Origin of the sequence: Parapedobacter deserti, from assembly GCF_042646065.1 — a bacterium.
Lineage (GTDB): Bacteria > Bacteroidota > Bacteroidia > Sphingobacteriales > Sphingobacteriaceae > Parapedobacter > Parapedobacter deserti.
On record NZ_JBHRTA010000038.1, the window covers coordinates 418,196 to 444,925 of the forward strand.

At 48.1% G+C, this 26,730-nt stretch carries 21 protein-coding genes; 2 read left to right on the forward strand and 19 right to left on the reverse strand.

What is annotated here, in order from left to right; genetic code table 11:
• The first annotated feature begins 4 nt into the window (after window positions 1-4).
• Together ACFOET_RS14425 and ACFOET_RS14430 are read left to right on the forward strand one after the other, a co-directional pair.
• A complete protein-coding gene (locus tag ACFOET_RS14425; RefSeq protein ID WP_379023859.1) occupies window positions 5-1,636 on the forward strand; it encodes a RagB/SusD family nutrient uptake outer membrane protein in 1,632 nt (543 codons plus the stop codon).
• Between the two features lie 138 nt (window positions 1,637-1,774).
• A complete protein-coding gene (locus tag ACFOET_RS14430) occupies window positions 1,775-3,220 on the forward strand; it encodes a Gfo/Idh/MocA family protein (RefSeq protein ID WP_379023861.1) in 1,446 nt (481 codons plus the stop codon).
• Window positions 3,221-3,292: 72 nt separating this feature from the next.
• On the opposite strand, the gene nrdF is transcribed toward ACFOET_RS14430, so the two are convergent.
• From nrdF to ACFOET_RS14525, 19 genes are all read right to left on the reverse strand, one after another.
• Window positions 3,293-4,276 (reverse strand): class 1b ribonucleoside-diphosphate reductase subunit beta, encoded by a 984-nt coding sequence (gene nrdF / locus ACFOET_RS14435; protein ID WP_379023863.1) that lies wholly within the window; start codon window positions 4,274-4,276, stop codon window positions 3,293-3,295.
• Between the two features lie 125 nt (window positions 4,277-4,401).
• Window positions 4,402-6,507 carry a class 1b ribonucleoside-diphosphate reductase subunit alpha gene (nrdE, locus tag ACFOET_RS14440; protein ID WP_379023865.1) on the reverse strand — a complete coding sequence of 702 codons (2,106 nt, stop codon included), beginning with the start codon at window positions 6,505-6,507 and terminating at the stop codon, window positions 4,402-4,404.
• A complete protein-coding gene (gene nrdI / locus ACFOET_RS14445) occupies window positions 6,464-6,874 on the reverse strand; it encodes a class Ib ribonucleoside-diphosphate reductase assembly flavoprotein NrdI (protein ID WP_379023867.1) in 411 nt (136 codons plus the stop codon). Before nrdI ends, nrdE begins: the two co-directional genes overlap by 44 nt.
• 116 nt (window positions 6,875-6,990) lie before the next feature.
• A complete protein-coding gene (locus tag ACFOET_RS14450; protein WP_379023869.1) occupies window positions 6,991-7,227 on the reverse strand; it encodes a glutaredoxin family protein in 237 nt (78 codons plus the stop codon).
• 324 nt (window positions 7,228-7,551) lie between these two features.
• Window positions 7,552-8,784, reverse strand: coding sequence for a threonine ammonia-lyase IlvA (gene ilvA, locus ACFOET_RS14455; RefSeq protein ID WP_379023871.1), 1,233 nt, complete (start codon window positions 8,782-8,784; stop codon window positions 7,552-7,554).
• On the reverse strand, window positions 8,781-9,872 hold the full coding sequence (gene leuB / locus ACFOET_RS14460; protein WP_379023873.1) for a 3-isopropylmalate dehydrogenase: 1,092 nt from the start codon (window positions 9,870-9,872) through the stop codon (window positions 8,781-8,783). Before leuB ends, ilvA begins: the two co-directional genes overlap by 4 nt.
• A gap of 59 nt (window positions 9,873-9,931) precedes the next feature.
• A complete protein-coding gene (locus tag ACFOET_RS14465; protein ID WP_379023875.1) occupies window positions 9,932-11,491 on the reverse strand; it encodes an alpha-isopropylmalate synthase regulatory domain-containing protein in 1,560 nt (519 codons plus the stop codon).
• 2 nt (window positions 11,492-11,493) lie between these two features.
• On the reverse strand, window positions 11,494-12,090 hold the full coding sequence (leuD, locus tag ACFOET_RS14470; protein WP_379023877.1) for a 3-isopropylmalate dehydratase small subunit: 597 nt from the start codon (window positions 12,088-12,090) through the stop codon (window positions 11,494-11,496).
• 7 nt (window positions 12,091-12,097) lie between these two features.
• Window positions 12,098-13,495 carry a 3-isopropylmalate dehydratase large subunit gene (gene leuC / locus ACFOET_RS14475; protein WP_379023879.1) on the reverse strand — a complete coding sequence of 466 codons (1,398 nt, stop codon included), beginning with the start codon at window positions 13,493-13,495 and terminating at the stop codon, window positions 12,098-12,100.
• A gap of 79 nt (window positions 13,496-13,574) precedes the next feature.
• On the reverse strand, window positions 13,575-15,083 hold the full coding sequence (locus ACFOET_RS14480) for a 2-isopropylmalate synthase (protein WP_379023881.1): 1,509 nt from the start codon (window positions 15,081-15,083) through the stop codon (window positions 13,575-13,577).
• An 11-nt stretch (window positions 15,084-15,094) separates the two neighbouring features.
• On the reverse strand, window positions 15,095-16,573 hold the full coding sequence (locus ACFOET_RS14485; RefSeq protein WP_379023883.1) for an ATP-binding cassette domain-containing protein: 1,479 nt from the start codon (window positions 16,571-16,573) through the stop codon (window positions 15,095-15,097).
• A gap of 153 nt (window positions 16,574-16,726) precedes the next feature.
• Complete coding sequence (gene ilvC, locus ACFOET_RS14490; RefSeq protein ID WP_379023885.1) at window positions 16,727-18,208, reverse strand: ketol-acid reductoisomerase; 1,482 nt, start codon at window positions 18,206-18,208, stop codon at window positions 16,727-16,729.
• 90 nt (window positions 18,209-18,298) lie between these two features.
• Window positions 18,299-18,889 (reverse strand): acetolactate synthase small subunit, encoded by a 591-nt coding sequence (ilvN, locus tag ACFOET_RS14495; RefSeq protein WP_379023887.1) that lies wholly within the window; start codon window positions 18,887-18,889, stop codon window positions 18,299-18,301.
• A 14-nt stretch (window positions 18,890-18,903) separates the two neighbouring features.
• Window positions 18,904-20,655: a biosynthetic-type acetolactate synthase large subunit gene (gene ilvB, locus ACFOET_RS14500; protein ID WP_379023889.1), complete on the reverse strand. Its 1,752-nt coding sequence runs from the start codon at window positions 20,653-20,655 to the stop codon at window positions 18,904-18,906.
• Between the two features lie 76 nt (window positions 20,656-20,731).
• The gene (gene ilvD / locus ACFOET_RS14505) at window positions 20,732-22,429 is read right to left on the reverse strand and encodes a dihydroxy-acid dehydratase (protein WP_379023891.1); all 1,698 of its coding nucleotides are present in this window, start codon (window positions 22,427-22,429) and stop codon (window positions 20,732-20,734) included.
• 2 nt (window positions 22,430-22,431) lie between these two features.
• On the reverse strand, window positions 22,432-23,322 hold the full coding sequence (gene ilvE / locus ACFOET_RS14510) for a branched-chain-amino-acid transaminase (protein WP_379023893.1): 891 nt from the start codon (window positions 23,320-23,322) through the stop codon (window positions 22,432-22,434).
• A gap of 379 nt (window positions 23,323-23,701) precedes the next feature.
• Window positions 23,702-23,950: an ATP synthase F1 subunit epsilon gene (atpC, locus tag ACFOET_RS14515; RefSeq protein WP_379023895.1), complete on the reverse strand. Its 249-nt coding sequence runs from the start codon at window positions 23,948-23,950 to the stop codon at window positions 23,702-23,704.
• 26 nt (window positions 23,951-23,976) lie between these two features.
• Window positions 23,977-25,479 (reverse strand): F0F1 ATP synthase subunit beta, encoded by a 1,503-nt coding sequence (gene atpD, locus ACFOET_RS14520; protein ID WP_379023897.1) that lies wholly within the window; start codon window positions 25,477-25,479, stop codon window positions 23,977-23,979.
• Window positions 25,480-26,016: 537 nt separating this feature from the next.
• Window positions 26,017-26,625, reverse strand: coding sequence for a hypothetical protein (locus ACFOET_RS14525; RefSeq protein ID WP_379023899.1), 609 nt, complete (start codon window positions 26,623-26,625; stop codon window positions 26,017-26,019).
• Between the last annotated feature and the right edge of the window lie 105 nt (window positions 26,626-26,730).

The window sequence follows — 26,730 nt, forward strand, 5'->3', positions numbered from 1 at the left end:
GACGATGAAAAGTTATATCAGAAAAGCAATATACATAGCTACTGCTGCCGTAACGGCAGGAGGTATCAATGCATGCACCAACTTAGACGAGACCTTGTACAGCGAGCTCAATAAGGATAATTTTTACAATTCAAGGCTTGAGGTCATGCAAGCGGCCCTCCGGCCGTTTACACACATGCAGGCTTGGCTGGCGCCCACAGGTGGTAGTGGTTATTATTACCATGCCGAACTATCTGCTGACCAACTGGCGTGGCCGCAAAAAGGCCGGCACGGGTACGATGGCGGAGACCATTTCAGGCAACACTACCACACGTGGACGGATAATGAAAACCGGATGAGGACTGCCTGGGTACTGATGTGGACCGGTGTTGGCTATATCAATTCGGCACTTGCTGACCTCAACGAAGTTGAGTATGCCGCACTGGGTATCGGCGATGAGGAAATGGCGGCTATTTTGGCCGAACTGCATGTGTTACGTGCATTCCATTATATGAAACTCATGGAATTGTGGGGCAATGTGCCTATCGCCACTGAAGTTGCAGGAGAACCCCTTAATTTGCCTACGCAGCCAAGAGAAGCGGTATTTGAGTTCGTACGGACCGAGTTGGAAACCTATGTGCCCCAGTTGCTACCCTACTCTACCGAGCTGGTTGGGCGGGTATCTGCAACCGCTGGATATGCCATGCTGGCGGAGTTGTACCTCAATGCCGAGTATTTCGTCGGAACACCCATGTGGGATGAATGTATCGCGGCTTGCGACAGAATCATCAGCGGCGAGGCCGGAGGACTCGGTGGGATTCCCCGGCTCGCGGAAGACCTGAATGAGACGTTCAGCAACACGAATCAGAACGCTCCCGAGTCACTCTTCCAGTTTGCTTATAGTCGACAAGGGGGGTTCGTGTTCGATTGGGGAGGCTTTTTCATGGGATACGATTACATGCGCGAGGTGCTGGACGTGGGATATACCGGATGGAATGCGTTCGTGGTCATCCCTTCGGCGTTTGATGCCTATGCAGAAAATGACTTGCGGAAGCAAGAGTGGTTTCTATTTGGTCCGCAATACCGATACGGAACCACTGAACCCGTGCTGGGCACGGAAGAATGGATTGATCAGCCACTCGTGTTTGTGAATTCGATACGCCGGGAAAGCGAAGGCGACCTCACCAGTGAAGGGAGCATGGCGGAAGGTGAGGAAAATAGCGGAGCACGGTTCCATAAGTATAAAAGCGGCCGATTAAGTGATGTTAATTACCGGGAAAATCACTATATCTTGTATCGGCTCACCGAAATTTATTTCAATAAAGCAGAAGCAATCATGCGCAGAAACGGGGGCGTGGCGACCCAGGAGGCGGTAGACTTGGTAAACGCTTGCCGCGAACGGGCTTTTACTCCAGAGGACTGGCAGGAAGCACGATATACAACCGCTACTTTGACCATGGATGAGCTACTCGCCGAGCGTGGGCGTGAATTTATCTTCGAGGGCAAACGGCGTACCGATATCATCCGTTTCGGTAGATTTACCAATGGAAGCTGGTGGGACCACGAACCTACAAACGACCCAAACAGGGAAATTTATCCAATACCTCATACACAGATCGCGATCAATCCCAACCTAAAACAAAACCCAGGGTATTAAATTAATCGCAATTGCCAGCAAGTTGTTACGCAACTGCTGGCAATTTTTATTATATTAGCCCCGTACAAACCAAAGGTAGTTTTATACTGACCAGTTTTCTAGTGATAAACACGCATACGCTAAAACAATTTATGTTAAATGAAAAAGAGTAGTAAATCAACAGTAGGCGCAACCCGTAGGGATTTTATAAAAACGGGAGCTGCTGCCGCAGCAGGTTTCATGGTCGTGCCACGGCACGTGCTGGGAGGTGCAGGCTTTGTAGCACCCAGCGACAAGCTCGTTATTGCCGGTATTGGGGTGGGGGGCAAAGGCGAATCGGATTTGAAAAGCTTTCACGACAGCGGTAAGGCAGAGATTGCTTACCTGTGCGATGTCGATGACCGCCGGGCAGCAGGTTCCGTAAAGCGTTTTCCCAAGGCTAAATACTATAGAGATTTTCGCGAGATGCTCGATAAAGAGCACAAACATATCGACGCTGTTTCAGTGTCAGGACCGGACCATAACCACGCCGTTCATGCGCTTCCTGCTATGCAGCTCGGTAAGCATGTGTATGTGCAGAAACCGTTGACCCACGATGTCTACGAAGCACGTGTGCTGACTGAAGCCGCGAAGAAGTACAAAGTAGTGACCCAAATGGGCAACCAGGGAGCTTCAGGCGATGGTGTGCGCATTATGCGCGAGTGGTTTGATGCCGGTCTGATCGGTGATGTGCATACCATTTATACCTGGACAGACCGGCCTGTATGGCCGCAGGGGATTCCGTGGCCGGGGCAGAAGGCGGAAGTACCGAAGGAACTCGATTGGGACCTTTGGCTGGGCACGGCGCCTTACAAAGATTACGTAGAGAAACTGGTGCCCTTCAACTGGCGCGGATGGTGGGATTATGGCACCGGTGCGCTGGGCGATATGGGCTGCCATATCATGGAAGCACCATTCAGTATTTTAGGCCTCCAATATGTAAAAGATGTACAGGCTAGCGTGGGTACTGTGTATGTGGATGAATTTAAACGCGGTTACTTCCCCGAAAGCTGTCCGCCGTCAAGTTATGCGGTCATGACCTTTCCGAAAACCAATAAGACGTCAGGGGATGTAACAATCCACTGGATGGATGGCGGGATCCAACCGCAGCGACCCGATGAATTGGGAGCAAACGAAGTATTCGGGGATGGCGGCAATGGCATTCTCTTTATCGGTACCAAAGGGAAAATGATGGCCGGTTGCTACGCGGAAAACCCACGGTTATTGCCTACTTCCTTGACTGAGCAACATAAATTGCCGGTGAAATATGAACGTGTGCCTGGCGGTGCTAGCGGCCACTACGCACAATGGGTCGAAGCGTGTATAGCCGGCTATGGCAATAAGGAGGTGAGCGCACCGTTTGAAATATCAGGCCCGCTGACCGAAGCCTTATTGATGTCTAATCTGGCTATCCGCGGATCGGATTTGCGGATAGATAATAAATATCCGGGCAGAAACCTCAAGTTGATTTGGGACAACGACAACATGAAGGTCTCCAATTTCGACGAGGTAAATCAGTTCGTGAAGCGCGAGTACCGTAAAGGATGGGAATTGCCCAAGGTCTAAGCGGCGTTTAACAAGCTATTTTTTCTCTACGGCGAAAAATGGGATGGGGGCAGGTTTGCCCCCATTTTTGCTTTATACACTGATGGAAGTATCCAAGATAAAATCTTCGTCGCGCAGGTGCACAATCTCTGTCGCCTTCTCGTAGTTGGTGGACTTTTTGGAGAAAAAATCATGCTGCGTCGTTTCGACGTTGAGGCCGTTCAGCACAATAGGATTTACGCGCTTGACTTCGAAAGCAGGCTCGAATCCAAGGTTCATCAGCGCCTTGTTGGCATTGTAACGGACGTACTCTTTCACCTCGGCAGTGAGCCCTACGTCCGTATAGATCTCTTCAGTATATTTCAGCTCGTTTTCGTACAGGTCGTTCAGCAACGCCAACAGCTTCTCTTTCGATTTTTCCGGTTGCGGCAGTTTCTTGTAAACATCCTGTGCCAGCAGCCCGACAAATACCCCGTGTATGGATTCATCCGCGATGATTTTTTTGATGATATCTGCGCTGGCTACCATATATCCTTGCCCGCACAACCAAAGCGGGATAAAGAAACCGCTGTAAAAAAGGAAGGATTCCAGCAGAACCGAAGCACTTAGCCCCATGAAAAGATCCTCTTTGCTTATATCCGTTTCAGCGAGCTTGCGGTAGTGTTTGTCAATGGTGGAAGCTTTGAATTGTAGGTATTTGTTGTTCTGAACCCAGTTAAAGATGTCTTCGATGTCCTGGGATGTGGCCACGGTGGTGAAAATGGTGGAATATGATTTGGCATGGATGGCCTCCATCATACACATATACGCCAATACGGATTTGTTCTGTAAAGACTCTACATGATCCATGATTTTCGGCATTCCCGTGTGACTTTGCAGGGTATCAAGCAAGGTAAGACCACCCAGGGCTTTTTTATAACATTCCCGCATTTCGGGCGACAGCGCTTTCCAGCTATCAATATCCTTGGAAGGAATGTATTCAGTGTCTATCCAGAACTGTTTGATATTTTGCTCCCAAAACATCAGGGCATAGTCGTTTTCCGGGTCATTCCAGTTGACGGCTTTATATTGTTTCATATCAACTAAAGATAAATGGTTAAATTTGATATCAGACAAGAATACGAAGCACTTCTTGATGTCCAAGCATGGCTTCGTATTCTTGCTTTGAGCGCTTATGTCTTGTCTCTTATTCTTACTTTCCGTTACGCAGAGCAGGATACACACTCATCAATCGTTGATTTGCGCGTACGTGTGTAATACAGCGATTTCAGGCCCATTTTATGCGCATAAATATAATATCGGGCCAAGTCGCGGGTATTATCGCGGGAGTTGGTATGTAGTATGGTGGATATTCCCTGATCAACATGCCGCTGGATAACGGAAACAAGCCGCAAAACCTTCATTTGATCCATATCGTATGCCGATTTGTAATAGAAATAATTTTCATTGGTCAAGTATGGCATCGGATAGTAAGTCGTGCTGTCGCCGTATTCACGCACCTCGATGGTATCTACGATCGGCATCACGGAAGCTGTGGCATTCATGATGTATGACGTGGACTGGTTGGGGGCGATGGCGATCCGATAGGCGTGGTAGACGCCATGTTCCTGCACCTGCTGTTTCAAGGTCTTCCAATCCTTCTTGGTCGGGATATCCATGCCTGCAAACAGTTCGCTAGTTTTGATAGTTGTCGGAAAATAGTCCTGGCTGACATATTTGTCAAAATAGGTTCCGTCGGCATACGCGGATTTCTCAAAACCCACGAAAGTGGTTTTCCGCTCGCGGGCGATTTCCATGGAAGCTTGCAGGGAATAGTAGTTGACCATCATAAAGAATACATTGGCAAAATCCAGCGCTTCTTCGCTTTCATACATGATGAAGTTTTTGGCCAGATATCCATGCAGGTTCATCGCTCCCAAGCCCACGCTGTGCAGTTCGCGGTTGGCTTTTTGGATAGACGGTACCATGGCGATGTCCGTTACGTCAGACACCATGGTGAGGGCCCGCATGGCAGTTTTTACAGCCTGTGCTACCCGTTTATTGTCCATTACTGTCGCAATGTTTAGTGAGCCAAGGTTGCAAGAAATCCCATAGCGAATCGTATCGTCCTGTCCGTAGATATTAATATCAGAGACTTCAGAAACCTGCATGATTTCTGTACATAGGTTGGAAAATTTGACTTTTCCGATGCCATTCAGCGCATGCTGGCGGTTCGCGTTTTCCTTGAAGAAGATGTAAGGGTATCCACTTTCCTTTTGTGTCTGAGCGATTTTGACAAGCAAATGCCGGGCGTTGACTTTTTTCTTCTTGATTTTCGGATTAGTGATCAGCTCGTCGTACATCTGGTCCATGTCCACCTCATCTAAATATTGGCCATATTCCTGCTTGACGGTGTGCGGATAGATCAGGTAACAGGGTTCATCCTTGGTCGCGAGTTCCATAAATTTATCTGGAATGATAACCCCGATGGAAAGCGATTTGATGCGTACCTTTTCGTCGACGTTGATCTTTTTGCAGTCAAGGAATTCTTCGATATCTGAATGGAAAATATTGAGGTATACAGCGCCTGCCCCCGGGCGCTGACCAAGCTGGTTAGCATAGGAAAACGTATCTTCAAGGATTTTCATGATAGGCAGTACGCCGCCGGCGCGCCCTTCCACACCCTTGATCGCTTCACCACGACCCCGGATTTTAGAAATATTGAATGAAACACCCCCACCGATAGACGATAGCTTCATCGCGGAATCCACGGCATAGCCGATACCATTTAGATTGTCGCCGATCTCATCAAGGAAACAGGATACCAATTCGCCCGAGCGCTTTTTTCCCGCATTGAGGAAGGTAGGCGTAGCAGGCTGATATTCTTGGCTAATCAGTAGTTCGGCATATTGAAGGGCGCGGTCAACTCCTTCATGGCGGGCGAGGAACAACGATACAGCAGCAACACGGTCCTCATAACGTTCAAGGAACTTTTCTCCTGAATCGTCTCGCAGCGCATAACTCTGGAAAAACTTGAACGCGCTCATGAACGACGGAAAACGGAATTTTTTGGCAGCTATGAAATGGTATACCCTTTCCATTTCCTCAAACGTAAACCACTCATAAAAATTGATGTAGTAATTGTTCTCGATGAGGTAGTCGATCTTTTCTTTCAGTGTATAAAAGAAAACGGTGTTTTTATTAACATACTCCAAAAAGTAAGCGCGTACGGCTTCTTTGTCCTTATGGAGGCTAAACTCGTCATCATGTTTGATCATGATTTCGTTATTGAGCAAAATCCAGCTCTTTGCCACGTCGTTTGTTACCATAGTTCCTTGCTTTAATAATCGCTATAAATTCATTAACGTCTTCGTTGGTTCCCGATAGCTCGAATTTGAGGGCCAGCGGTATACCGTATTCGTTTGCAATCTTTTCTCCCGCCATGGCAAAATTCCTTCCCCAATTCCGGTTCCCACTAGAGGATACTGAGAGGAGGTAGGAGCTAGCATATTGCAGGAAATTTTTGGTGGTTTCTGGTACTTCACCAAACCGGGTAGTGTATGTCACCAAATGCCCTTCATGCTTTACTTCCATATCTGGATGGATTTGTTGAGCCGTCCACCCGGTCAAATCTGTTACCTTCTGCATGAATCGCTCCACGTTGCCTGTTTTGCTGTCGTAATAAATCCGCTCCATGTTGCAAATCCTTTAGATGGTAAACCCCCACGTTTCGAGGGGGCCTATGCTGTATTTGGTATCCTGTTTCAATCGTCCGGCTCTGGGGCTTCCAACTCCGTATACCGGGGTTCGGCTTATTGTATAGCCAACGCTGACAGTTCATCAGGCTTGAACCCGATGATTCGCTGCGTCTCCTGATCTTGGTTAAGCACGATAACCGTAGGTACGGTACGCACCTTATATTGGATTGCTAGCTCCGGTTTGTCAAACGGATTTACTGTTTCATAGGTGATACCCCTGCGATCGAGATATTCAGACACCTGGTTGCAGGGTGCGCAATCGTTTTTTTCGAATTTTATAATCCGTGTCATAGTAGTAAATTTTGATGTTCAGCACACAATCGGACTCCGAATGTTTCCCGGGTAGACTCCGACACTTTATTAAACAGTGGTTGGTAAGTTGTAGCCCTTGAACAAATATCAGCTATTTAATTCCAGTACGGTAGTAATTGTTATCAACAGATGTTGAATTATTCACAGTGTGGATAATCAGTGTGGGTTTATGGTTTTTTAACGATTTGATATTCAGTGGTTTGACAAATGCTTTAGTGTTTGGACACTACCGAGTGTGGAAATGTTAGCACCAATTCGGTATATTTATTGATACCAGTAACCACTACGCGTATTGCTTCTTGCTCATACCAAATACTCAAATAAAGTAGCGTCATTATTTACTTCCTTAAAGTCGAATCGGTGTATACGCATGCGTTCTACCAATGCGCTATAATCTGCAGCGTTTTGCAGTTCGATTCCCACTAAAGCCGGCCCCCGTTCGCGCTGCGTCTTTTTTATAAATTCAAAGCGCGTGATGTCGTCATGGGGGCCCAACACTCCGTTTACAAATAGTTTGAGTGCGCCTGGACGTTGGGGAAAGCGGATGATGAAGTAGTGTTTCAGCCCTTCATAGAGTAGCGAAAGCTCTTTGATTTCGCCCATCCGATCAATGTCATTGTTCCCTCCGCTCAAGATACACACCACCTTCTTACCCTTGATTTCATCACTGTAGAAGTCGAGTGCAGCCACGCTGAGCGCTCCGGCAGGCTCTACTACGATCGCGTCCTTATTATAAAGTTCAAGAATCGTGGTGCATATTTTGCCCTCTGGAACAAGCCGAACATCGTCCAACAAGTCCTTGCAGTATCGGTAAGTCAGCTCGCCGATTCGTTTCACGGCAGCGCCGTCCACAAACCGATTGATCTCGTTCAGGGTTACTGGCCCGCCATTTATCAATGCCGCCTTCATGGACGGCGCCCCCTCGGGTTCCACGCCATAAAGCGTAATATCGGGCTTGGTCTGCTTGAGGCAAGTTCCTGTTCCGGCCGCTAGCCCCCCACCGCCAATAGGGATGATTACGACGTCGGTATCCGGTTGGTCCTGGAGGATCTCGACTCCTACTGTTCCCTGGCCCTCAATGATGTCAGTATCATCAAACGGATGGATGAAGGTCATCCCCTTTTCCCTGGCATAGGCTAAAGCAGCTTGTTGGCAATCGTCAAACGTATCGCCCGTGAGGACAATTTCGATATAGCCATTTCCGAACATTTCCGTTTGGCTAATTTTCTGCTTCGGGGTTGGGCCAGGCATGAAGATCACCCCGCTAATGCCTAGTCTTTTACACGAAAAAGCTACTCCCTGAGCATGGTTCCCGGCACTGGCGCAGACGACGCCGGTACTGCGCTCTGCTTCAGGGAGCTTGCTGATCTTGTTGAAGGCGCCCCGCAATTTATACGAGCGCACCACTTGCATGTCCTCACGTTTGAGGTAAATGTTGGCACTGTACTTTTCTGAAAGCCGATGGCTGTGCTGCAGCAGGGTATGTGTGGTCACACCTGCCAAACGCCCGGCGGCGGCTTCATATGGTGTTTTCATGGTGCTGGGCTCGCAATTATTTCCCATGCACGGACTTGTGCTGCTAGCCAGTCACCGACCTCGCTGGTCTTATAAGCTTTGCTTTTGCCGGCAAGATCTTCCGTTACTATCCCTTCGGCCAACGATTGATTGGTCACGGCCCGGATGAGGCTTGCTTCGTCTTTCAGGTCGAACGCATCTTCAAGCATCATGGCCGCAGAAAGCACGGTCGCTAGCGGATTGGCAATGTCCTTCCCCGCCGCCTGTGGGTAGGAGCCATGTATCGGTTCGAATAATGATGTATGGACACCTATGGATGCTGAAGGCATTAATCCCATCGAACCCGAAATCACTGAAGCTTCATCCGTGAGGATATCACCGAATAGATTTTCGGTGATTAAGACGTCATAGGAAGACGGCCACTGCACCAAACGCATTGCTACAGCATCTACAAATTCATAGCTGACCTCTACCTCCGGGAAATCCGTTTCCATATCCTGCACGGTTTCCCGCCACAGGCGCGAACTTTCCAGTACGTTGGCTTTGTCTACGCAGCAAAGTTTTTTACGTCGGTTCATAGCCATTTCGAAGCCGAGTTTTGCCAGGCGCTTCACCTCTTCCCGCGTATAGGTACATGTGTCAAAAGCTGTATCACCGTTGTCTTTACGACCGCGCTCGCCGAAGTATATGCCTCCGGTCAGTTCGCGGAGGATAATCAGGTCTGTCCCTTCGATGCGCTCTCTTTTCAACGGAGAGTTGTCAATGAGGGAGGGAAAGGTAAACGTAGGGCGTACGTTGGCAAACAGACCAAGCTTCTTGCGCATTTTCAATAATCCCTGTTCGGGCCGAACGGGAGCCTTTGGATCATTGTCGTAGCGTGGGTGGCCAATTGCACCAAATAGTACAGCATCAGCAGCCATGCATATTTTGTGAGTGGATTCGGGATACGGGTCGCCCACGGCATCAATGGCCGCTGCTCCGGTCAGTCCGGACGCCCACTTGATCTGGTGGCCGAATTTTTCAGCGACAGCATCCACCACTTTCACTGCCTGATCCACTACCTCGGGCCCGATTCCATCACCCGGTAAAAGCGCAATATTCAATTCCATGTTATAAAAAAGTCAAAAGATAAAATACAAAAATAAAACGAGTGCAGTAATATTTAAAATCAGGTCTTTAACATCTCCATCCCCGCGTTACGCTCAGCATTCAAGACAATGTTCAGCATTCTCTGGGTAGCCTTGATGGCAGAAACCGTCTGATCCGAATCCAGCCCACGTGTAGAGAACCTTCGGTCGTTCATTTCCCAGGTAATGGTCGTTTCACAAAGCGCATCCGAACTACTTCCGGGAGCAATACGTACGTTGTAATCCACCAAGTTTGGCAGCAGGATGTCGTTTTTAGCGTACGCCATGGTCAGTGCATTCATGAACGCATCGAACTGCCCATCGCCCTGCGCATGCTCCTCAAAGAGTTGTCCGGATATTCGTACAGCAATGGTGGCCGACGGGTGTAATCCCTTGGCATGGGTCAGCACGTAAGATTCCACCAAAATTTTTTCTTCGATGCTCTTTGTATTAAGTACGTCGGAGATAATATACGGCAGGTCTTCGGTGGTGACCACCTCTTTTTTGTCGCCGAGTTCGATGACCCGCTCGGTTACTTTCTTTAGATCGTCTTCGTTCAATTTAAGCCCCAGTTCCTGAAGGTTTTTCTCGATGTTGGCCTTGCCCGAAGTTTTGCCTAAGGCATATTTGCGTTTCCGCCCAAATCGTTCAGGCAGTAGGTCATTGAAGTAGAGATTGTTTTTATTATCACCGTCTGCATGTATGCCGGCCGTTTGTGTAAATACATTGTCGCCAACGATAGGCTTATTGCTAGGAATCCGCACGCCCGAAAAATTTTCAACAAGTTTGCTTACGGTAAATATGGCGGTTTCCTTGATGCCTACTTCCACATCGTCCAGGAAGTCTTTGATCACGGCCACGGCACTGGCCAGAGGAGCATTCCCTGCTCGTTCACCCATACCGTTTACGGTGAGGTGCAGCCCATCTGCTCCAGCCTTTACTGCTTCCAGCGCGTTTGCCGTGCCGAGGTCATAATCGTTGTGGGCATGGAAATCGAAATGGACTTGTGGGTATCGGGCCTTTAAAGCTGAAATATATTTAAACGTTTCGGTAGGGGTAAGCACGCCAAGCGTATCCGGTAATAGAATCCGCTTGATGGCTTGTGAGACGAGGAAATCCAGGTACTGCAGAACATAATCGGGCGAATGACGCATACCATTGCTCCAGTCTTCCAGATATACATTGGTAACTATACCTTGCTCGGCAGCCAGTTGGATGACGGCAGCGACTTCGCTGAAATGCTGTTCCGGTGTTTTGCGGAGCTGGTGAGTCAGGTGATTAAACGAACCTTTCGTCAATAGATTTTGCACCTTTACCCCTGCCTGCTGCATCCATGAAATGGAGACTCCTTTATCCACGAATGAAAGTACTTCAATCGCATTCAGATGCCCATGTTGCGAGGCCCAGTCCGTAATGGCTTTAACCGCTTCAAACTCTCCTTTAGAAACACGGGCAGACGCGACTTCCACCCGATCTACGCGAAGTTCTTCCAGCAGCAACTGCGCTATGGTTAATTTTTCCGAAACCGAAAACGACACACCCGAGGTTTGCTCACCGTCGCGCAGTGTCGTGTCCATGATTTCTATTTTCCTTCTTTCCATTATTACAAAGGAAGGGTCTTTGCAAACTCTTGAATGTCAGATTTGATATTGAGTAGATAATCAATGTCGTCAAACCCATTCAGCATATTGCTTTTTTTATAGCTGTTTATTTCAAACGTCTCGAAATCGCCTGTAGCGAGCAATGTGATGGTCTGTGCTGGCAAATTCACCTCAATCTCGGTGTCTGGGTTGTCGTAAACTGCTGCGAAGATCTTTTCTAAAAACTCGGCGCTTACTTGTACAGGTAACACGCCGATGTTCAAGCAGTTATTTCTAAAAATATCAGCAAAAAAGCTAGATACTACACACCGAAACCCGTAGTCGTAAATGGCCCACGCAGCATGTTCCCTGGATGAACCCGAACCGAAGTTTTTGCCTCCGACAAGAATTTTCCCCTTATAGGTTGGGTCATTCAACACAAAGTCCGTTTTCGGGGTGTTGTCCGGGTTATAGCGCCAGTCGCGGAAAAGGTTGTCCCCAAAACCAACACGTTCTGTTGCTTTTAGAAAGCGTGCCGGAATGATTTGGTCGGTATCCACATTTTCGATGGGAAGCGGAACTGCGGTACTCGTTAATATATTGAAACTATCGTATGCCATGTTAAAATTATTGAATAAATGTTCTCGGATCAGTTACCACACCGGTTACCGCAGCAGCAGCAGCCACCAGTGGGCTGGCCAGCAGCGTTCTGGCACCGGGGCCCTGGCGGCCTTCAAAATTCCGGTTAGATGTGCTGACAGCGTACTTACCAGCAGGCACCTTGTCATCGTTCATAGCCAAACAAGCTGAACAGCCGGGTTGACGCAAGGTAAAGCCCGCTTCAGTCAAGATGTCGAGCAATCCTTCTTCTTTAATTTGTTGCTCAACAACATGCGACCCGGGCACCAGCCATACGGTTACGTTTTCTGCTTTCTTCTTGCCTTTTACCAACGATGCGAATGCCCGAAAGTCTTCAATACGGCCATTCGTACAGCTTCCTACGAAAACGTAGTCTATTTTTTTGCCGATCATCGGGTCACCTTCACGAAACCCCATATAGCCCAGTGATTTTTCGTAGGTGGCTACTCCGCCCGCTACTTGTGTGGCATCCGGAATGGCATGAGTAATACCCATACCCATACCTGGGTTGGTACCATAGGTAATCATAGGCTCGATTTCTGAACCGTCAAAAACAAGCTCTTTGTCAAAAACGGCATCGTCATCTGTTTTCAACGTTTCCCAGTATTCCATGGCTTTGTCCCAATCAGCTCCTTTAGGGCTGAATTCACGGCCTTTTATGTAATCAAAAGTGGTTTGATCAGGGGCTATCATGCCGCCTCGGGCACCCATTTCGATGCTGAGGTTACAGACAGTCATCCGTCCCTCCATACTCATCTGTTCGAATACGCTTCCGGCATATTCAACGAAATAGCCTGTCGCGCCCGATGTGGTTAGCTTAGATATGATAAATAACGCCACATCTTTTGGCAACACGCCTTTGCCCAGGTCGCCATTGATGGTAATACGCATTTTTTTTGGTTTCGGCTGCATGATGCACTGTGTGGAGAGCACCATCTCGACTTCTGAAGTGCCGATGCCGAACGCAATCGCTCCGAAAGCCCCATGTGTGGAAGTGTGTGAGTCACCACAGACAATGGTAGCTCCGGGTTGCGTAATGCCATTTTCCGGACCAATCACGTGCACAATACCGTTTTTATCATGCCCAAGTCCCCAATGTCTGATGCCGTATGCTTTGGTGTTTTCTTCCAGCGCTCTTAATTGGTTGGCAGACAACGGATCTTGTACAGGCAGGTGCTGATTAATAGTCGGTGTATTATGATCAGCAGTAGCAAATGTGCGTTCAGGGTATAGAACTGTGATGCCTCTTTGTCTTAATCCTAAAAAGGCAACCGGACTGGTTACTTCATGGATCAAATGCCGGTCAATAAATAACACATCGGGCCCCCCTTCGATTTTGCGCACCACGTGCGCATCCCATACTTTATCAAATAATGTCTTACTCATCTTTTTTATCGTTGTTATTTCGTTTTTTTCGCTCAATCGTTTTCTGCGTCCTGCTATGGCTTTCTGATGTTCAGCCTGACTAGATAAACTTATTCAATGCATCTAAATAAGCGTTCGCGGATGCCCGTACTATGTCGGTACTGAAGCCATATCCCATATATGATTTATCTTCGTGAATCACCCGCATATCGACTTTGCTCACGTCATCGCTTCCCCCATGGATGGAGTGGATATTGAATTCCTTGATTTCGATGGTTTCCCCAATGATACTTTCAATTGCTTTTATCGCTGCGCTGACTGGCCCGTTCCCCGTTGCTGTTGCTTCATGTTCTACACCATTATAGCTCAGTTTGACAACGGCGTTCGGGACCTGTTGGTCACCTGTTGTTACTTGCAGCGAATTGATCGCTAATCCGTTTTTAAAGCTTTGCTCGGTTTCGTCTCCCATCAATTGCAAAAGGTCATCATCCTTCAGCTCTTTTTTTGCATCGGCCAGCTCCAGGAACCGTTGATAAACTTGATCTAAATCGATACGGTCGATGGTGTATCCCAATCGCTCCAAATGGTGTTTTAAAGCATGTCTTCCACTTCTCGCGGTTAAAATGATTTCAGATTGGTCAATCCCTACATCTTCAGGATTCATGATTTCGTAATTTTCACGGTGCTTGAGCACCCCATCTTGATGGATGCCAGAACTGTGTGCAAACGCATTTTTACCTACAATGGCTTTATTCGGCTGCACCGGCATGCGCATCATCCGGCTTACCATGGTACTCAATGGGTATAGCTGCTTGGTATTGATATGGGTGTGGAGCCCGATGGACGGATGAGTCTTTAAAATCATGACCACCTCTTCCAGCGAAGTGTTCCCGGCACGTTCGCCAATGCCGTTGATCGTACATTCGGCCTGGCGTGCACCATTTTGTAAACCTGCGATGCTGTTGGCGGTTGCCAACCCTAAATCATTATGGCAATGGACGGAGATAATTGCTTTATCAATATTTTTGACGTTTTCTTTTAGGAATCTTATTTTGGCACCGTATTGTTCAGGTAGGCAATAGCCGTTTGTGTCTGGTATGTTGACTACAGTGGCCCCCGCTGCTATCACGGCCTCGATCATTCGAGCTAAGTATTCGTTGTCTGCTCTTCCAGCGTCTTCTGCGTAGAATTCGATGTCTTCGACAAAAGATTTGGCATATTTTACTGCTTCTACCGCACGTTCAATGATTGCTTCGCGCGTGCTGTTGAATTTATATTTGATGTGCGTGTCGGATGCGCCAATACCAGTATGGATACGTGGATGCTTAGCATGTTTTAGTGCTGCAACGGCGCTGTCGATGTCGCCTTTGACAGCGCGTGTGAGCGCGCAGACGGTAGGCGTTTTCACTAGTTTGGAGATTTCAACAACGCTGTTAAAGTCTCCCGGGCTTGAGATCGGAAAACCCGCTTCAATGACATCCACGCCCAACGCTTCCAGCGCTTCTGCAATGATCAGTTTTTCAGGAGTCGTCAATTGCGAACCGGGTACCTGTTCTCCATCCCGGAGGGTAGTATCAAAAACGTATATTCGGTTTGGATCATGCAACATGGTAAGATCTTTTATATTTCTGTTTGATAAACAAGTTCTGTTATTGTTGTTATAGTTTTTACTTCACCATCTTCAAGTACCATTTTCTTTTCCAGGCAACTGGGCAATTGTGTTTCGTAATGGCCGACGTAAATCAATGTCTTTCCATAATTGCAGAGTTCGTCGACCACCGCATTGAAATGTTCAGCTTGTGCGTGGTCCAGCCCTTGGCATGGTTCATCCAAAATGAGCAACGGTGGATTTTTGATCATGGTTCTAGCTAACAGGACCAAGCGTTGCTTTCCGAGCGGCAACGTGGTTATCAGTTGGTCTTTGTGATCGGTAAGCTCAAAAAAATCCAGCAACTGGTTGATTTTTTGCTGTTGGTCATGGCTGGGTTGTCTAAACAAGCCGATACTATCGTAGAAGCCGGATGCAAGCGCTTGCCACACGTTAGCCGTTTTATCAAAATACCAATGCAATTCTGGGGAAATGATGCCGAGTCGTTCCTTAATGTCCCAAATGCTTTCTCCGCTTCCCCGGCGTTGCCCGAAAAGCTGGATATGATTGGCATATGCCTGCGGATGGTCGCCAGTAATGAGGCTTAGCAAGGTTGATTTTCCTGAGCCATTAGGTCCTTGGAGTAACCATTTTTCCCCTGCTCGTATTGTCCAGTTAATGCCCTTTAAAACTTCCTTGTCTCTATATCTGACGTGGATGTCCTCCATATGAACCATGGCCTCGGCAGGTATTTTTGGTTCTTCCCGTAGGAATGAAGGTAGTCCTTTTTGGATGCGGATCGTGTCTTTTGATAAGTCAAGTACGGAGTCTAGCGGTCTTAACCGCCCATTTTCAATCGCTGCAAATCGGTTGATGCAGTCCGGTAACACCGTATTGTTCGTGATCAGTATGAGATGAACGCCTCTCAATGCTAAGTCGTCAAAGTACAGGTTAAGCTTCTTCCGCGATGATTGATCCAGGCCAGTGTAGGGTTCATCAATGATCAGCAACTGTGGTTTCAGCCACAGTGCTTTGATTAACTGCAATTTCTTGTGTTCACCGCTGGAGAGCGCTATCAGCTGCGTATTTTTCAGATCGATGAAGTCAAATAGGTCTATGTATTGCTCCACCTGATCGAACGACAAGTTTTCCGTTTTGGCGTAGTGTGCTAGTTCGGCATATACAGTCAGCGTGTCGTTCCTTTGCTGCTTATTGTAACGTTGTTGATAATAAAAATTACGGTCACCCTCCAAGTTGGTAAACTGATACCAATTCGATACGTACAGAACGCGCATAGGAAGCGAAGATGAATGGTTGAAAAAGAATTGAATGGTGCCGTTTGCTTTTTCAAGTCCAGCCAATGCCTTTGCTAGCGAACTTTTTCCTGAGCCACTTGTTCCGCCGATAAGCCAATGTTCGCCTTGATGGATTTGCCAATTTAATTGGTCCAAAACAACACGTCCGGCATATTGCAAACTCAATTGGGCGATATGGACAATTGGATTAGTCACAGTCAATCAGGCTTTGAAGCCGTTGGTTACGTTTATTTCTTGCAAGAGTAGTTTATATGATGCAAACTTATGTAAATTGGCGTTGATATGCAATTGCATCTGGGTCAGCTGAGGCAGTGGTGCGTTCAAACCAACCCAGATGCTGTTGTTATTTTAAGCAGTTTTAATTGCTTTCATATCCTTCATTGCTTTACGGAGTACGGCGCCCACTTTCTCAACCGGATGCGTACGGATCGCTTCGTTTACTGTGATCAGTGTCTGGTTGTCGACAGCCAGGTCTTTGCCCTCGTTGTAATTCTTGCCGATAATGTCCGTGTCTACCGTTTTCATGAAGTCGGCCAATAGGGGCTTGCATGCATGGTCAAACAAGTAACACCCATATTCTGCAGTATCAGAAATCACCCGGTTCATCTCGAACAGCTTTTTACGGGCAATCGTATTAGCGATAAGCGGCGTTTCATGAAGGGACTCGTAATATGCCGACTCAGGCTTGATGCCTGCTTCCACCATGGTTTCGAACGCAAGTTCAACCCCGGCTTTAATGTAGGCGACCATAAATACGGCATTGTCGAAGTATTCCTGCTCGCCAATCTTAACGTCGCCTGCAGGCGTTTTTTCGAAAGCAGTTTCGCCCGTTGCCGCACGCCATTTTAACAATTGTTTATCACCATTTGCCCAGTCTTCCATCATGGTCCTGCTAAATTCTCCACTCATGATATCGTCTTGGTGCTTCTGGAACAAGGGACGCATAATTGTCTTCAATTCTTCGGAAATCTCGAAAGCCTTTATTTTAGCCACATTGCTTAGCCGATCCATCATGGCGGTAATACCACCCTGCTTTAAGGCTTCGGTAATGACTTCCACACCGTATTGAACCAGTTTGGATGCGTAACCTGGTTCGATACCTTTATCTACCATCTTATCAAAAGAAAGGATTGAGCCTGTCTGCAGCAGTCCACACAAAATGGTTTGTTCGCCCATTAAGTCGGATTTAACTTCTGCAACAAAGGACGAGCGCAACACTCCGGCTTTATGGCCACCGGTGCCCACGCAGTACGCTTTGGCTTCAGCCAATCCTTTTCCCTGGGGGTCATTTTCTGGATGCACTGCGATGAGGGTCGGTACGCCAAAACCACGCAGGTATTCTGCGCGAACTTCTGAACCGGGACATTTCGGTGCTATCATTATGACCGTGATATCTTTGCGGATTTGCTTTCCCTCCTCGACAATATTAAAACCATGTGAATAGGAGAGGGTAGCCCCTTCTTTCATCAGCGGCATCACCGCATCGATGACAGACGAGTGCTGTTTATCGGGAGTTAAATTGCTCACCAGATCAGCAGTGGGAATCAGTTCTTCATAAGTGCCGACATTGAAGTGGTTGTCAGTCGCGTTTTTCCACGAATCCCGCTTTTGCTCGATTGCTTCCTTACGGAGCGCATAGGAAACATCTAATCCGCTATCTCTTAAGTTGAGACCTTGGTTTAAGCCTTGTGCACCGCAGCCTATAATAACGATTTTTTTGCCTTTTAGGGCGCTGACCCCATCCGAAAATTCGCTGATATCCATGAATTCTGCGACACCTAATTGGTTTAATTTCTCTCTAAGTGGTAGGGTGTTGAAATAATTTGCCATTGTTCTATTTAATATTCGTTGTCTTTCTGTTGAGTTGATTATTATTTTTATTGCTCTTCGTTGTGCTTGCGCATAGTTACCCATAGCACCCTACATGGTGAATACATTGTCCTGCTTGTTGAGGTATCGGTTTTCTACGACCTCATCCGCCGGTTCAGCTTCTTCAAACTCTTTCAGTTTTTTATGGAAGCCCTCGCTGTCCTTGATGATTGCAATCCGTGCGCTCCTCACAAACTCAATGAGGTTGTATTCAGCCAGCGCTTCGGTCAGCGCGTCAATCTCCTCCCGGTGCCCTGCGGTTTCGAATACGGTGTAATCATTGCGGATAACTACCGCGCTCGCTCCATATTGGCGTAGTAAGCGCTCTACTGGTGCTTTTTCTGTCACCATGTTCGTCGGGACTTTATACAGCGCCTGCTCTTGCCAAATGACCTCATCATTCGTGTTGTAATAGGCTTTCAGCACCTCTACCTGTTTTTCGATCTGGCGGCAGAGCTTGCGTACCACATCCTCGGTTTCATGGATGACGATAGTGAAGCGGTGAATGCCTTCCGCTTCCGAGGGAGAAGTGTTGAGGCTTTCGATGTTAATCTTACGCCGTGAAAAGATGGTGGAGATGCGGCCAATCATACCGATGCTGTTCTCTGTATAAAGGGTGATGGTATATTCCTGCTTTTCCATTTTTTATGCTGACTTTACTTCAATCTGATTTCCGCTACACTGCTGCCCTGCGGCACCATTGGGAATACGTTGTTTTCCTTGCCTACCATGACTTCCAAAAGGTAGGCGCCATCATGGTTGATCATTTCCGTTAGGGCATCCTTCAACCCTTCGCGGGCAATGACTTTTTTGCCGGGTATATTATATCCTTTGGCCACCGTCACGAAGTCAGGGCTGGTAATATTTACAAAGGAGTACCGCCTGTCGTGGAAAAGTTGTTGCCATTGACGGACCATACCCAAAAACTCGTTGTTGAGGATAAGGATCTTCACTTTGGCGCCGAATTGCATGATCGTGCCGAATTCCTGAATAGTCATCTGGATACCACCGTCCCCGATGATAGCTACCACGGTTCTTTCAGGTGTTCCATACCATGCGCCTATTGCAGCCGGCAATCCAAAACCCATGGTGCCTAATCCTCCCGAAGTGACATTGCTTTTCGACTTGTTGAACTTGGCATAACGACAGGCTACCATCTGGTGCTGGCCCACGTCGGTCACGATGACCGCTTCGCCGCCCGTGAGTTCATTCAATAGGTTGATGACTTCACCCATGGTCATGACATCCGTTGTGGGGTTCAATTCTTCATGAATGACCTCATTGATTTCATCCTGTTCCAATTGGCGGAAACGGGCAAGCCATTCGGGATGCGCCCGCGCTTCCACCAGCTGCGTGAGCAGTGGGAGCGTTTCCTTGCAGTCTCCCCAGACCGGCACGGTAGCTTTTACATTCTTATCAATTTCTGCAGGGTCGATGTCTAAGTGGATAACGTTAGCCTGTTTAGCATACTTATCCAACCGGCCTGTTACCCGGTCATCGAAGCGCATGCCAATAGCAATGAGTACATCGCACTCATTGGTAAGTACGTTAGGTGCGTAATTGCCATGCATGCCCAGCATACCGACATGCAGAGGGTGGTCGGTTTCAAGGGCACTAAGCCCCATCACTGTTGCCGCCGCCGGGATTCCGGTTTTCTCGATGAATGCTTTGAAGTCTGCCTCCGCTTTACCGAGGATGATACCCTGTCCGAAAAGGACAAAAGGCTTTTTCGCCTCGTTGATGAGCGCTGCCGCCTGCTCGATATATTCCCTGCGCACAATTGGTTTTGGCCGGTAGCTGCGTATGTGATTGCATACCTGATACCCGTTATACTCGAACAACTGAAGCTGAGCGTTTTTAGTAATATCGATCAGCACCGGCCCCGGTCTTCCTGTCCGGGCGATGTGGAAAGCCTTTGCCAGCGCCATGGGGATTTCGCAGGCATCGGTGACCTGGTAATTCCACTTGGTCACCGGGGTGGTAATGTTGATGACGTCGGTTTCCTGAAACGCGTCGGTTCCGAGTAAATGGGCAAATACTTGACCGGTGACACAGACAATCGGGTTGCTATCGATCTGTGCGTCGGCTAATCCCGTGACCAGATTGGTAGCACCGGGGCCGCTGGTTGCGAATACGACGCCCACGCGGCCCGAGGTACGCGCATAGCCTTGCGCGGCATGGATACCGCCCTGTTCATGCCGCACCAGGATGTGCCTCAGTCTATCATTGTAATCATACAGTGCATCGTAGATAGGCATAATAGCACCGCCCGGATAACCGAATATCGTATCCACACCTTCCGCCAACAACGCTTCAAGTACAGCCTGGGAGCCGCTTATCTGCTTTGACCCAGCCTTCTCTTCCAATTTGCTGTGCGGTGTGTCTTTTGTGATTTCCAGAGTGTTCATAGTCTGTCGTTTTTTGCAATTGGCATTCAGCAATCACTGTCAGCCCTTAGCTTTTTAATTTTGACCTTTTACTTATTCAGCATTCATCCGTCACGCAGCCTGATGATGCATCGGCCACGGTCCTTGCATATTTAAATAGTACGCCTTTGGTTACCTTCAATGCCGGCTTTTGCCACTTCGCCCGGCGCTCGGCAATGATCTCGTCCGCTACTTGGAGGCTGATGGTGTTGTTTACCGCATCAATGACAATGATGTCGTCGTCTTCCACCAGCCCGATGAGGCCGCCATCGTAAGCTTCCGGTGTAATATGCCCCACGACGAATCCATGGGTTCCGCCGCTGAAGCGTCCGTCGGTGATCAATGCCACGCTCTTTCCCAAACCAGCACCAATGATGGCCGAGGTGGGCTTCAGCATTTCGGGCATCCCCGGCGCGCCTTTGGGCCCTTCGTTTTTGATGACAATCACATCGCCATACTTTACCCTACCGGAAGCAAGGCCAACGATCAGCTCTTTTTCGCCATCGAATACGCGGGCCGGGCCCTCGAACCGCTCGCCTTCTTTGCCTGATATTTTAGCAACACTGCCTTTTTCAGCGAGGTTACCGTACAGGATCTGGAGGTGCCCGGTAGCCTTTATGGGGTTGTCCAGTGTTCGTATAATCGGCTGGTCGATTTCATTGATTGGCGTTACATCGGACAGGTTTTCTGCCAAGGTCTGGCCAGTTACCGTCAGGCAGCCGCCGTGCAGCAGGCCTTCATTGAGCAGGTATTTCATAACCGCTGGTACGCCGCCGTATTGATGAAGGTCCTGCATGAGGTACCGGCCGCTGGGTTTCAAATCGGCCAGCACAGGCGTTGTATCGCTCATGCGCTGAAAATCATCTTGGCTGACGTTGATGCCCACGCTTTTACCTATGGCGATAAAATGCAATACGGCATTGGTGCTGCCTCCCAAGACAATGATGACACGCATCGCGTTTTCAAACGCCTCCCGGGTCATGATATCCGAAGGCTTGATGTCCCGCTCGAGTAAGATGCGGATATACTTGCCTGCATCCCGGCATTCGCGTCTTTTCTCCTCACTGATCGCGGGATTGGAGGAAGAATAGGGGAGGCTCATACCTAGTGCTTCGATAGCGGCGGCCATGGTGTTCGCTGTGTACATCCCGCCACAGGCACCGGCTCCCGGGCAGCTATTCTTGACAATGCCGATGAAATCTTCTTCGGACAGGTTGCCTGCGATCTTTTGTCCCAGCGCTTCGAATGACGAAATGATGTTGAGGTCTTGACCTTTATAATGGCCCGGTGCGATCGTGCCGCCATACACCATGATGGATGGCCTATTGAGTCGGCCCATGGCCATGATAGAGCCCGGCATGTTCTTGTCGCATCCCGGAATAGCAATGAGGCCGTCGTAATACTGTCCACCGCAGATGGCTTCGATGCTATCCGCGATAATGTCGCGGCTAACCAGTGAGTAGCGCATGCCGTCGGTGCCGTTGCTCATCCCGTCGCTCACGCCAATGGTGTTGAATATCAGTCCTACCAGATCGTTGCCCCATACACCTTCTTTTACCACCTTAGCAAGGTCATTCAGGTGCATATTGCAGGTGTTGCCATCATAGCCCATACTGGCGATTCCCACTTGCGCCTTCTGCATGTCGTCATCAGTCAGGCCGATCCCGTAAAGCATCGCTTGTGCCGCCGGTTGGGTCTTATCCTGGGTAAGGACTTGGCTGTATTTATTCAGTTTAGTTGTTTGTTCAGTTAGCATGGTTATATAATCACTTGATAATTCTCTTTTTCTAACGTTAAGTTTTTGTATGCCCGCTGTATGGTGGCGCCGAGCGTATCGGCCCAAGCTTCAGAATAGACCGTGTCGTCTACGGAGGCAACGCCGACAATACCTGTAGCTGTACCTGTCAGGAAGGCGCTATCTGCAGCCTTTAGCTCTTCAGGCAGAAGCGGTTTTTCGACTACGTCGATGTTGAGCACATCGGCTAGTTCGAGTACGGTTTTCCGGGTGATTCCCGGAAAAATATGGCCAATGGGCGGTGTATATAACACACCATCTTTCTCGATGAAAATGTTATTACTTGAGGCCTGCGCTATATATCCGTTGCTGTCCCGCAGTATGGCCTCATCAAACCCCCTACTTGTTGCTTCGGTTGTGGCTACAATAGATGCTACGTACTGACTGGATATTTTGGATTCCGGCGGCAAAGAACTAGGACTGGGGCGCCGATACGGCGACAAGGTAAGTTTGATCAGGCCTGTCCCGAGGAAAGGCCCCCATTCCCAGGCAGTGATGATAATACTGGAACTCTCTGCAGGAGTCAGATACATGTTATAGCCAGTTATGACCAATGGCCTCACATAAGCACTCCTCAGGTTATTTTTTTCAAGCAGCTGGTAGGTCATATCTACTAAGCGGTCGGTTTCCCACGGAAATGGAATGCCAACATGCCCGCACGACTGTCGCAGCCGGTCGTAATGCTGTTCGGCCCGGAATAGGCGGGTTCCATTATGGGTATTGTAAGCGCGGATGCCTTCTATGGCTGAATAACCGTAGTGCACCGACTGGCTGAAGAGATCAATTTGTGCACAGTCGGCCTTCAGGAACTCCCCATCCACATACACCCAAGTATCGTTACCGAAATATTTCATCTTTTTCCCTTAAATCGCCTATTGGCGCCCGCCTTTCTTGGTAGCTTTTGCTAAGTTGCAATCCATGCAAGTTTCGACTTCATTAAGTTAGAACGTTTATTTATTATCGGCAATAGTAAATGGTGAGTTTTTTAAATTAAAATATAATTTCATTTAAATGTATTGGTTGTAATTTAATTTTAACTTTTACCTATTCTATAATATTTAATTTTGCATTGCGCAGACTCAAACCGTTTCCGGTATTCAGTCCATTTTGAAACAAGATGACTGAATCACGTCGAATTCTGCGTAAAATGGGGCGTCACTCTAAAAAAGTTGTTAAAAAAAAGCCCCCCGGGAGACTCATTCACCGGGGGGCTTTCTTGATCGCTGTTCTATTTTATCTTTCGACTATTCCCTCGGCAAGTACGGTAACGTTGTTGTGAATCACTTCCACAACACCGCCGATAATCGAAATAATTTCCTCGCTTTTGCCGGTTCGGATAATCACTTTCCCATCTTCCAAGGTGGAGACAATGGGTGCATGGTTTTCCAACACCTCAAAAGACCCCGCTGATCCAGGTACGGTCACCGATGTGACTTCGCCATCAAAAATCGGTTTATCTGGTGTGATGATTGTTAACTTCATTTTTTTACTGACGTCTCACGTCTAAATTAGACCGCTTCCGCTAATAGTTTCTTGCCTTTCTCGATGGCGTCTTCAATAGTGCCAACCAGGTTGAAAGCAGCTTCAGGGTATTCATCCACTTCGCCGTCGATGATCATGTTGAATCCTCTAATGGTATCCTTAATGTCAACCAATACACCTTTAAGGCCGGTAAACTGCTCGGCTACATGGAAAGGTTGAGACAAGAACCGCTGGACACGGCGTGCGCGCGCAACGACAAGTTTGTCTTCTTCCGAAAGTTCGTCCATACCCAGGATGGCAATGATGTCTTGTAGCTCTTTATAGCGCTGCAATATCTCTTTTACCCGTTGGGCTGTGTTGTAATGTTCGTCGCCCAGGATGGCAGGGCTTAATATCCGCGAGGTGGAGTCGAGCGGGTCTACTGCGGGGTAAATGCCCAGTTCTGCAATTTTACGGGAAAGCACCGTGGTTGCATCCAGGTGAGCAAACGTGGTGGCTGGTGCGGGGTCGGTCAAGTCGTCCGCAGGTACATAAACGGCCTGAACGGAAGTAATGGATCCACGCTTGGTGGAAGTGATCCGTTCCTGCATCAGGCCCATTTCCGTTGCGAGAGTCGGTTGGTAGCCAACCGCTGAAGGCATCCGGCCAAGTAGCGCCGATACTTCAGAACCAGCCTGTGTAAACCGGAAGATATTATCGATGAAGAACAGGATATCGCGTCCGGCTCCTTCGCCATCACCATCCCGGAAGTATTCGGCTATGGTCAATCCGGAAAGTGCCACACGAGCACGCGCGCCTGGAGGCTCATTCATCTGCCCGAATACGAAGGTGGCTTTGGAATCCTTTAATTCCTCTACGTCTACCTTTTCCAAAGGCCATTCACCTTTTTCCATCCCTTCCATGAATTCCTCGCCATATTTGATAATGCCCGATTCCAGCATTTCACGGAGTAGGTCGTTTCCTTCACGGGTACGTTCGCCGACACCGGCGAACACCGAAAGTCCGGAATAGGCCTTTGCAATGTTGTTGATCAACTCCTGAATCAATACCGTTTTCCCCACACCGGCACCGCCGAACAGGCCGATCTTACCACCTTTGGCGTACGGTTCGAGCAGGTCAATCACTTTGATGCCCGTAAACAGCACCTCGTTTTCGGTGGAAAGGTCTTCGAACTTCGGCGGAGTGTTGTGGATACTGCGCCCATTGGATTTGTCAAGTTGCTGAATGCCGTCGATTGCATCGCCAACCACGTTAAACACCCTGCCTTTTATGCCTTCACCGACCGGCATTTTGATAGGGGCACCGGTGTCAATCACCTTCATGCCGCGCATCAGGCCTTCCGTGGCGTCCATGGCAATGGTGCGCACAAGCTCCTCGCCGAGGTGCCGCTGCACTTCTAATACAATACGCTGGCCATTTTCTTTCTCGATTTCCAACGCATCGTAAATCTTCGGGAGCTTGGCGTTTTCGGAGAAACTCACATCGACCACAGGGCCGATGATCTGGGCTATTTTTCCAATATTGGACATATTTTCAGGAACTAAAATTTTATAAACCAATGTAATAAAGGCGAAATACAGGCCTTAATTTCGGACTGCAAAAATACGTTTAAAACAATTAAAAGCAAATTTTAATGAAAAGAAATGTTACAGTGCAGGTATTCCTGTATAGCTTGTCTTTTAAATGCTCCATAACCGGGCAATATACAGCGCCCATGCACCTCATATCCGCGTTTCCCTAAATAGATATGCGGAGGGCTATGGTGGCATATACACACCGCTTGCTGCCCGGGGGACGTGAAAGGGTTGGCGAAGGAAAGCCGAAGGGAACGCGAAAGTAGTAGGGACGCGGTACGGAGTTCAACGGACTTTTAACGGACTTCGACGGAGTTATTCGGTAAATGGAGTTGGCCGGTAAATCTGGATAAGTGATGGATGCATCATCCGGGGGACACAATAATACAAATTCTGTAAACAGGATCAAAAGCCGGACCTTAGCTTTCTTTTCCGGCCCCTTTCCTTTCGCTGCTTGCGCAGGTGCATGCGGCGGCTTACCTTATCGCTGCATTATCCCATACGCCTATTAAGCTCGTCCTGCAGTTGGCGTTTGAGTTTCTGCTCCTTTTCCATTGCTTTTTTACGGTGCTGTTCGAATTCGACCTGAAGGTTTTCGATCGCTTTTTTTGTGTCGTTCGTCACCACATTGCTTTGATTATAGCGGTAGATGAAGAAAATAAGTGCAATGGTGAGCAGCAGCACAATACCCCACATCATCATACTATACGTGCTCTTCTGCAGCTGAATACCCATAAAGGAAAAGCTGTCTTTTTCCTGTTGCGAGGCTTGTAGGTTACGGTTGGCTTGCGATAGGGAGTCCGCCATCACATCAATCGAAGCCTGTTGGTTGACATTCATGGCTTTTAAATCCACTATTTCCTTAGTCAGCGCCTTTATGGTATCGGCTACGTTTTTCCGGATCCGGTCGAGGTTTGCTTGCCGCACGTGCTCAATACCATCCTGCGTCCTTGAAATCGCATAAAGGTAAATGAATTGGCTATCGATCGTGCCGCTGGTAAGCGAACCTTTTGGAGGCTCTCTTTTTACCGCACTTTGGCCAAAAACATATTCCGTTGAAATAAAAGCAATTAAAAGGGCCAGAATAGTAATATTTCTCATGTCCGATAACAATTTGTAATCTAGTTTTTAAAATAAGAACACGATATTACGGGTTTTATTGTTTAAACCGAAACGGAAAACAGAAAATCAACATGCGTTTAGCAA

Excerpts from the sequence above, each read along its gene's own strand:
- ACFOET_RS14425 (WP_379023859.1), top strand. The coding sequence starts at position 5 with ATGAAAAGTTATATCAGAAAAGCAATATACATAGCTACTGCTGCCGTA.
- ACFOET_RS14430 (WP_379023861.1), top strand. The coding sequence starts at position 1,775 with ATGAAAAAGAGTAGTAAATCAACAGTAGGCGCAACCCGTAGGGATTTT.
- nrdF (WP_379023863.1), bottom strand. The coding sequence starts at position 4,276 with ATGAAACAATATAAAGCCGTCAACTGGAATGACCCGGAAAACGACTAT.
- nrdE (WP_379023865.1), bottom strand. The coding sequence starts at position 6,507 with ATGGTAACAAACGACGTGGCAAAGAGCTGGATTTTGCTCAATAACGAA.
- nrdI (WP_379023867.1), bottom strand. The coding sequence starts at position 6,874 with ATGGAGCGGATTTATTACGACAGCAAAACAGGCAACGTGGAGCGATTC.
- ACFOET_RS14450 (WP_379023869.1), bottom strand. The coding sequence starts at position 7,227 with ATGACACGGATTATAAAATTCGAAAAAAACGATTGCGCACCCTGCAAC.
- ilvA (WP_379023871.1), bottom strand. The coding sequence starts at position 8,784 with ATGAAAACACCATATGAAGCCGCCGCCGGGCGTTTGGCAGGTGTGACC.
- leuB (WP_379023873.1), bottom strand. The coding sequence starts at position 9,872 with ATGGAATTGAATATTGCGCTTTTACCGGGTGATGGAATCGGGCCCGAG.
- ACFOET_RS14465 (WP_379023875.1), bottom strand. The coding sequence starts at position 11,491 with ATGGAAAGAAGGAAAATAGAAATCATGGACACGACACTGCGCGACGGT.
- leuD (WP_379023877.1), bottom strand. The coding sequence starts at position 12,090 with ATGGCATACGATAGTTTCAATATATTAACGAGTACCGCAGTTCCGCTT.
- leuC (WP_379023879.1), bottom strand. The coding sequence starts at position 13,495 with ATGAGTAAGACATTATTTGATAAAGTATGGGATGCGCACGTGGTGCGC.
- ACFOET_RS14480 (WP_379023881.1), bottom strand. The coding sequence starts at position 15,083 with ATGTTGCATGATCCAAACCGAATATACGTTTTTGATACTACCCTCCGG.
- ilvC (WP_379023885.1), bottom strand. The coding sequence starts at position 18,208 with ATGGCAAATTATTTCAACACCCTACCACTTAGAGAGAAATTAAACCAA.
- ilvN (WP_379023887.1), bottom strand. The coding sequence starts at position 18,889 with ATGGAAAAGCAGGAATATACCATCACCCTTTATACAGAGAACAGCATC.
- ilvB (WP_379023889.1), bottom strand. The coding sequence starts at position 20,655 with ATGAACACTCTGGAAATCACAAAAGACACACCGCACAGCAAATTGGAA.
- ilvD (WP_379023891.1), bottom strand. The coding sequence starts at position 22,429 with ATGCTAACTGAACAAACAACTAAACTGAATAAATACAGCCAAGTCCTT.
- ilvE (WP_379023893.1), bottom strand. The coding sequence starts at position 23,322 with ATGAAATATTTCGGTAACGATACTTGGGTGTATGTGGATGGGGAGTTC.
- atpC (WP_379023895.1), bottom strand. The coding sequence starts at position 23,950 with ATGAAGTTAACAATCATCACACCAGATAAACCGATTTTTGATGGCGAA.
- atpD (WP_379023897.1), bottom strand. The coding sequence starts at position 25,479 with ATGTCCAATATTGGAAAAATAGCCCAGATCATCGGCCCTGTGGTCGAT.
- ACFOET_RS14525 (WP_379023899.1), bottom strand. The coding sequence starts at position 26,625 with ATGAGAAATATTACTATTCTGGCCCTTTTAATTGCTTTTATTTCAACG.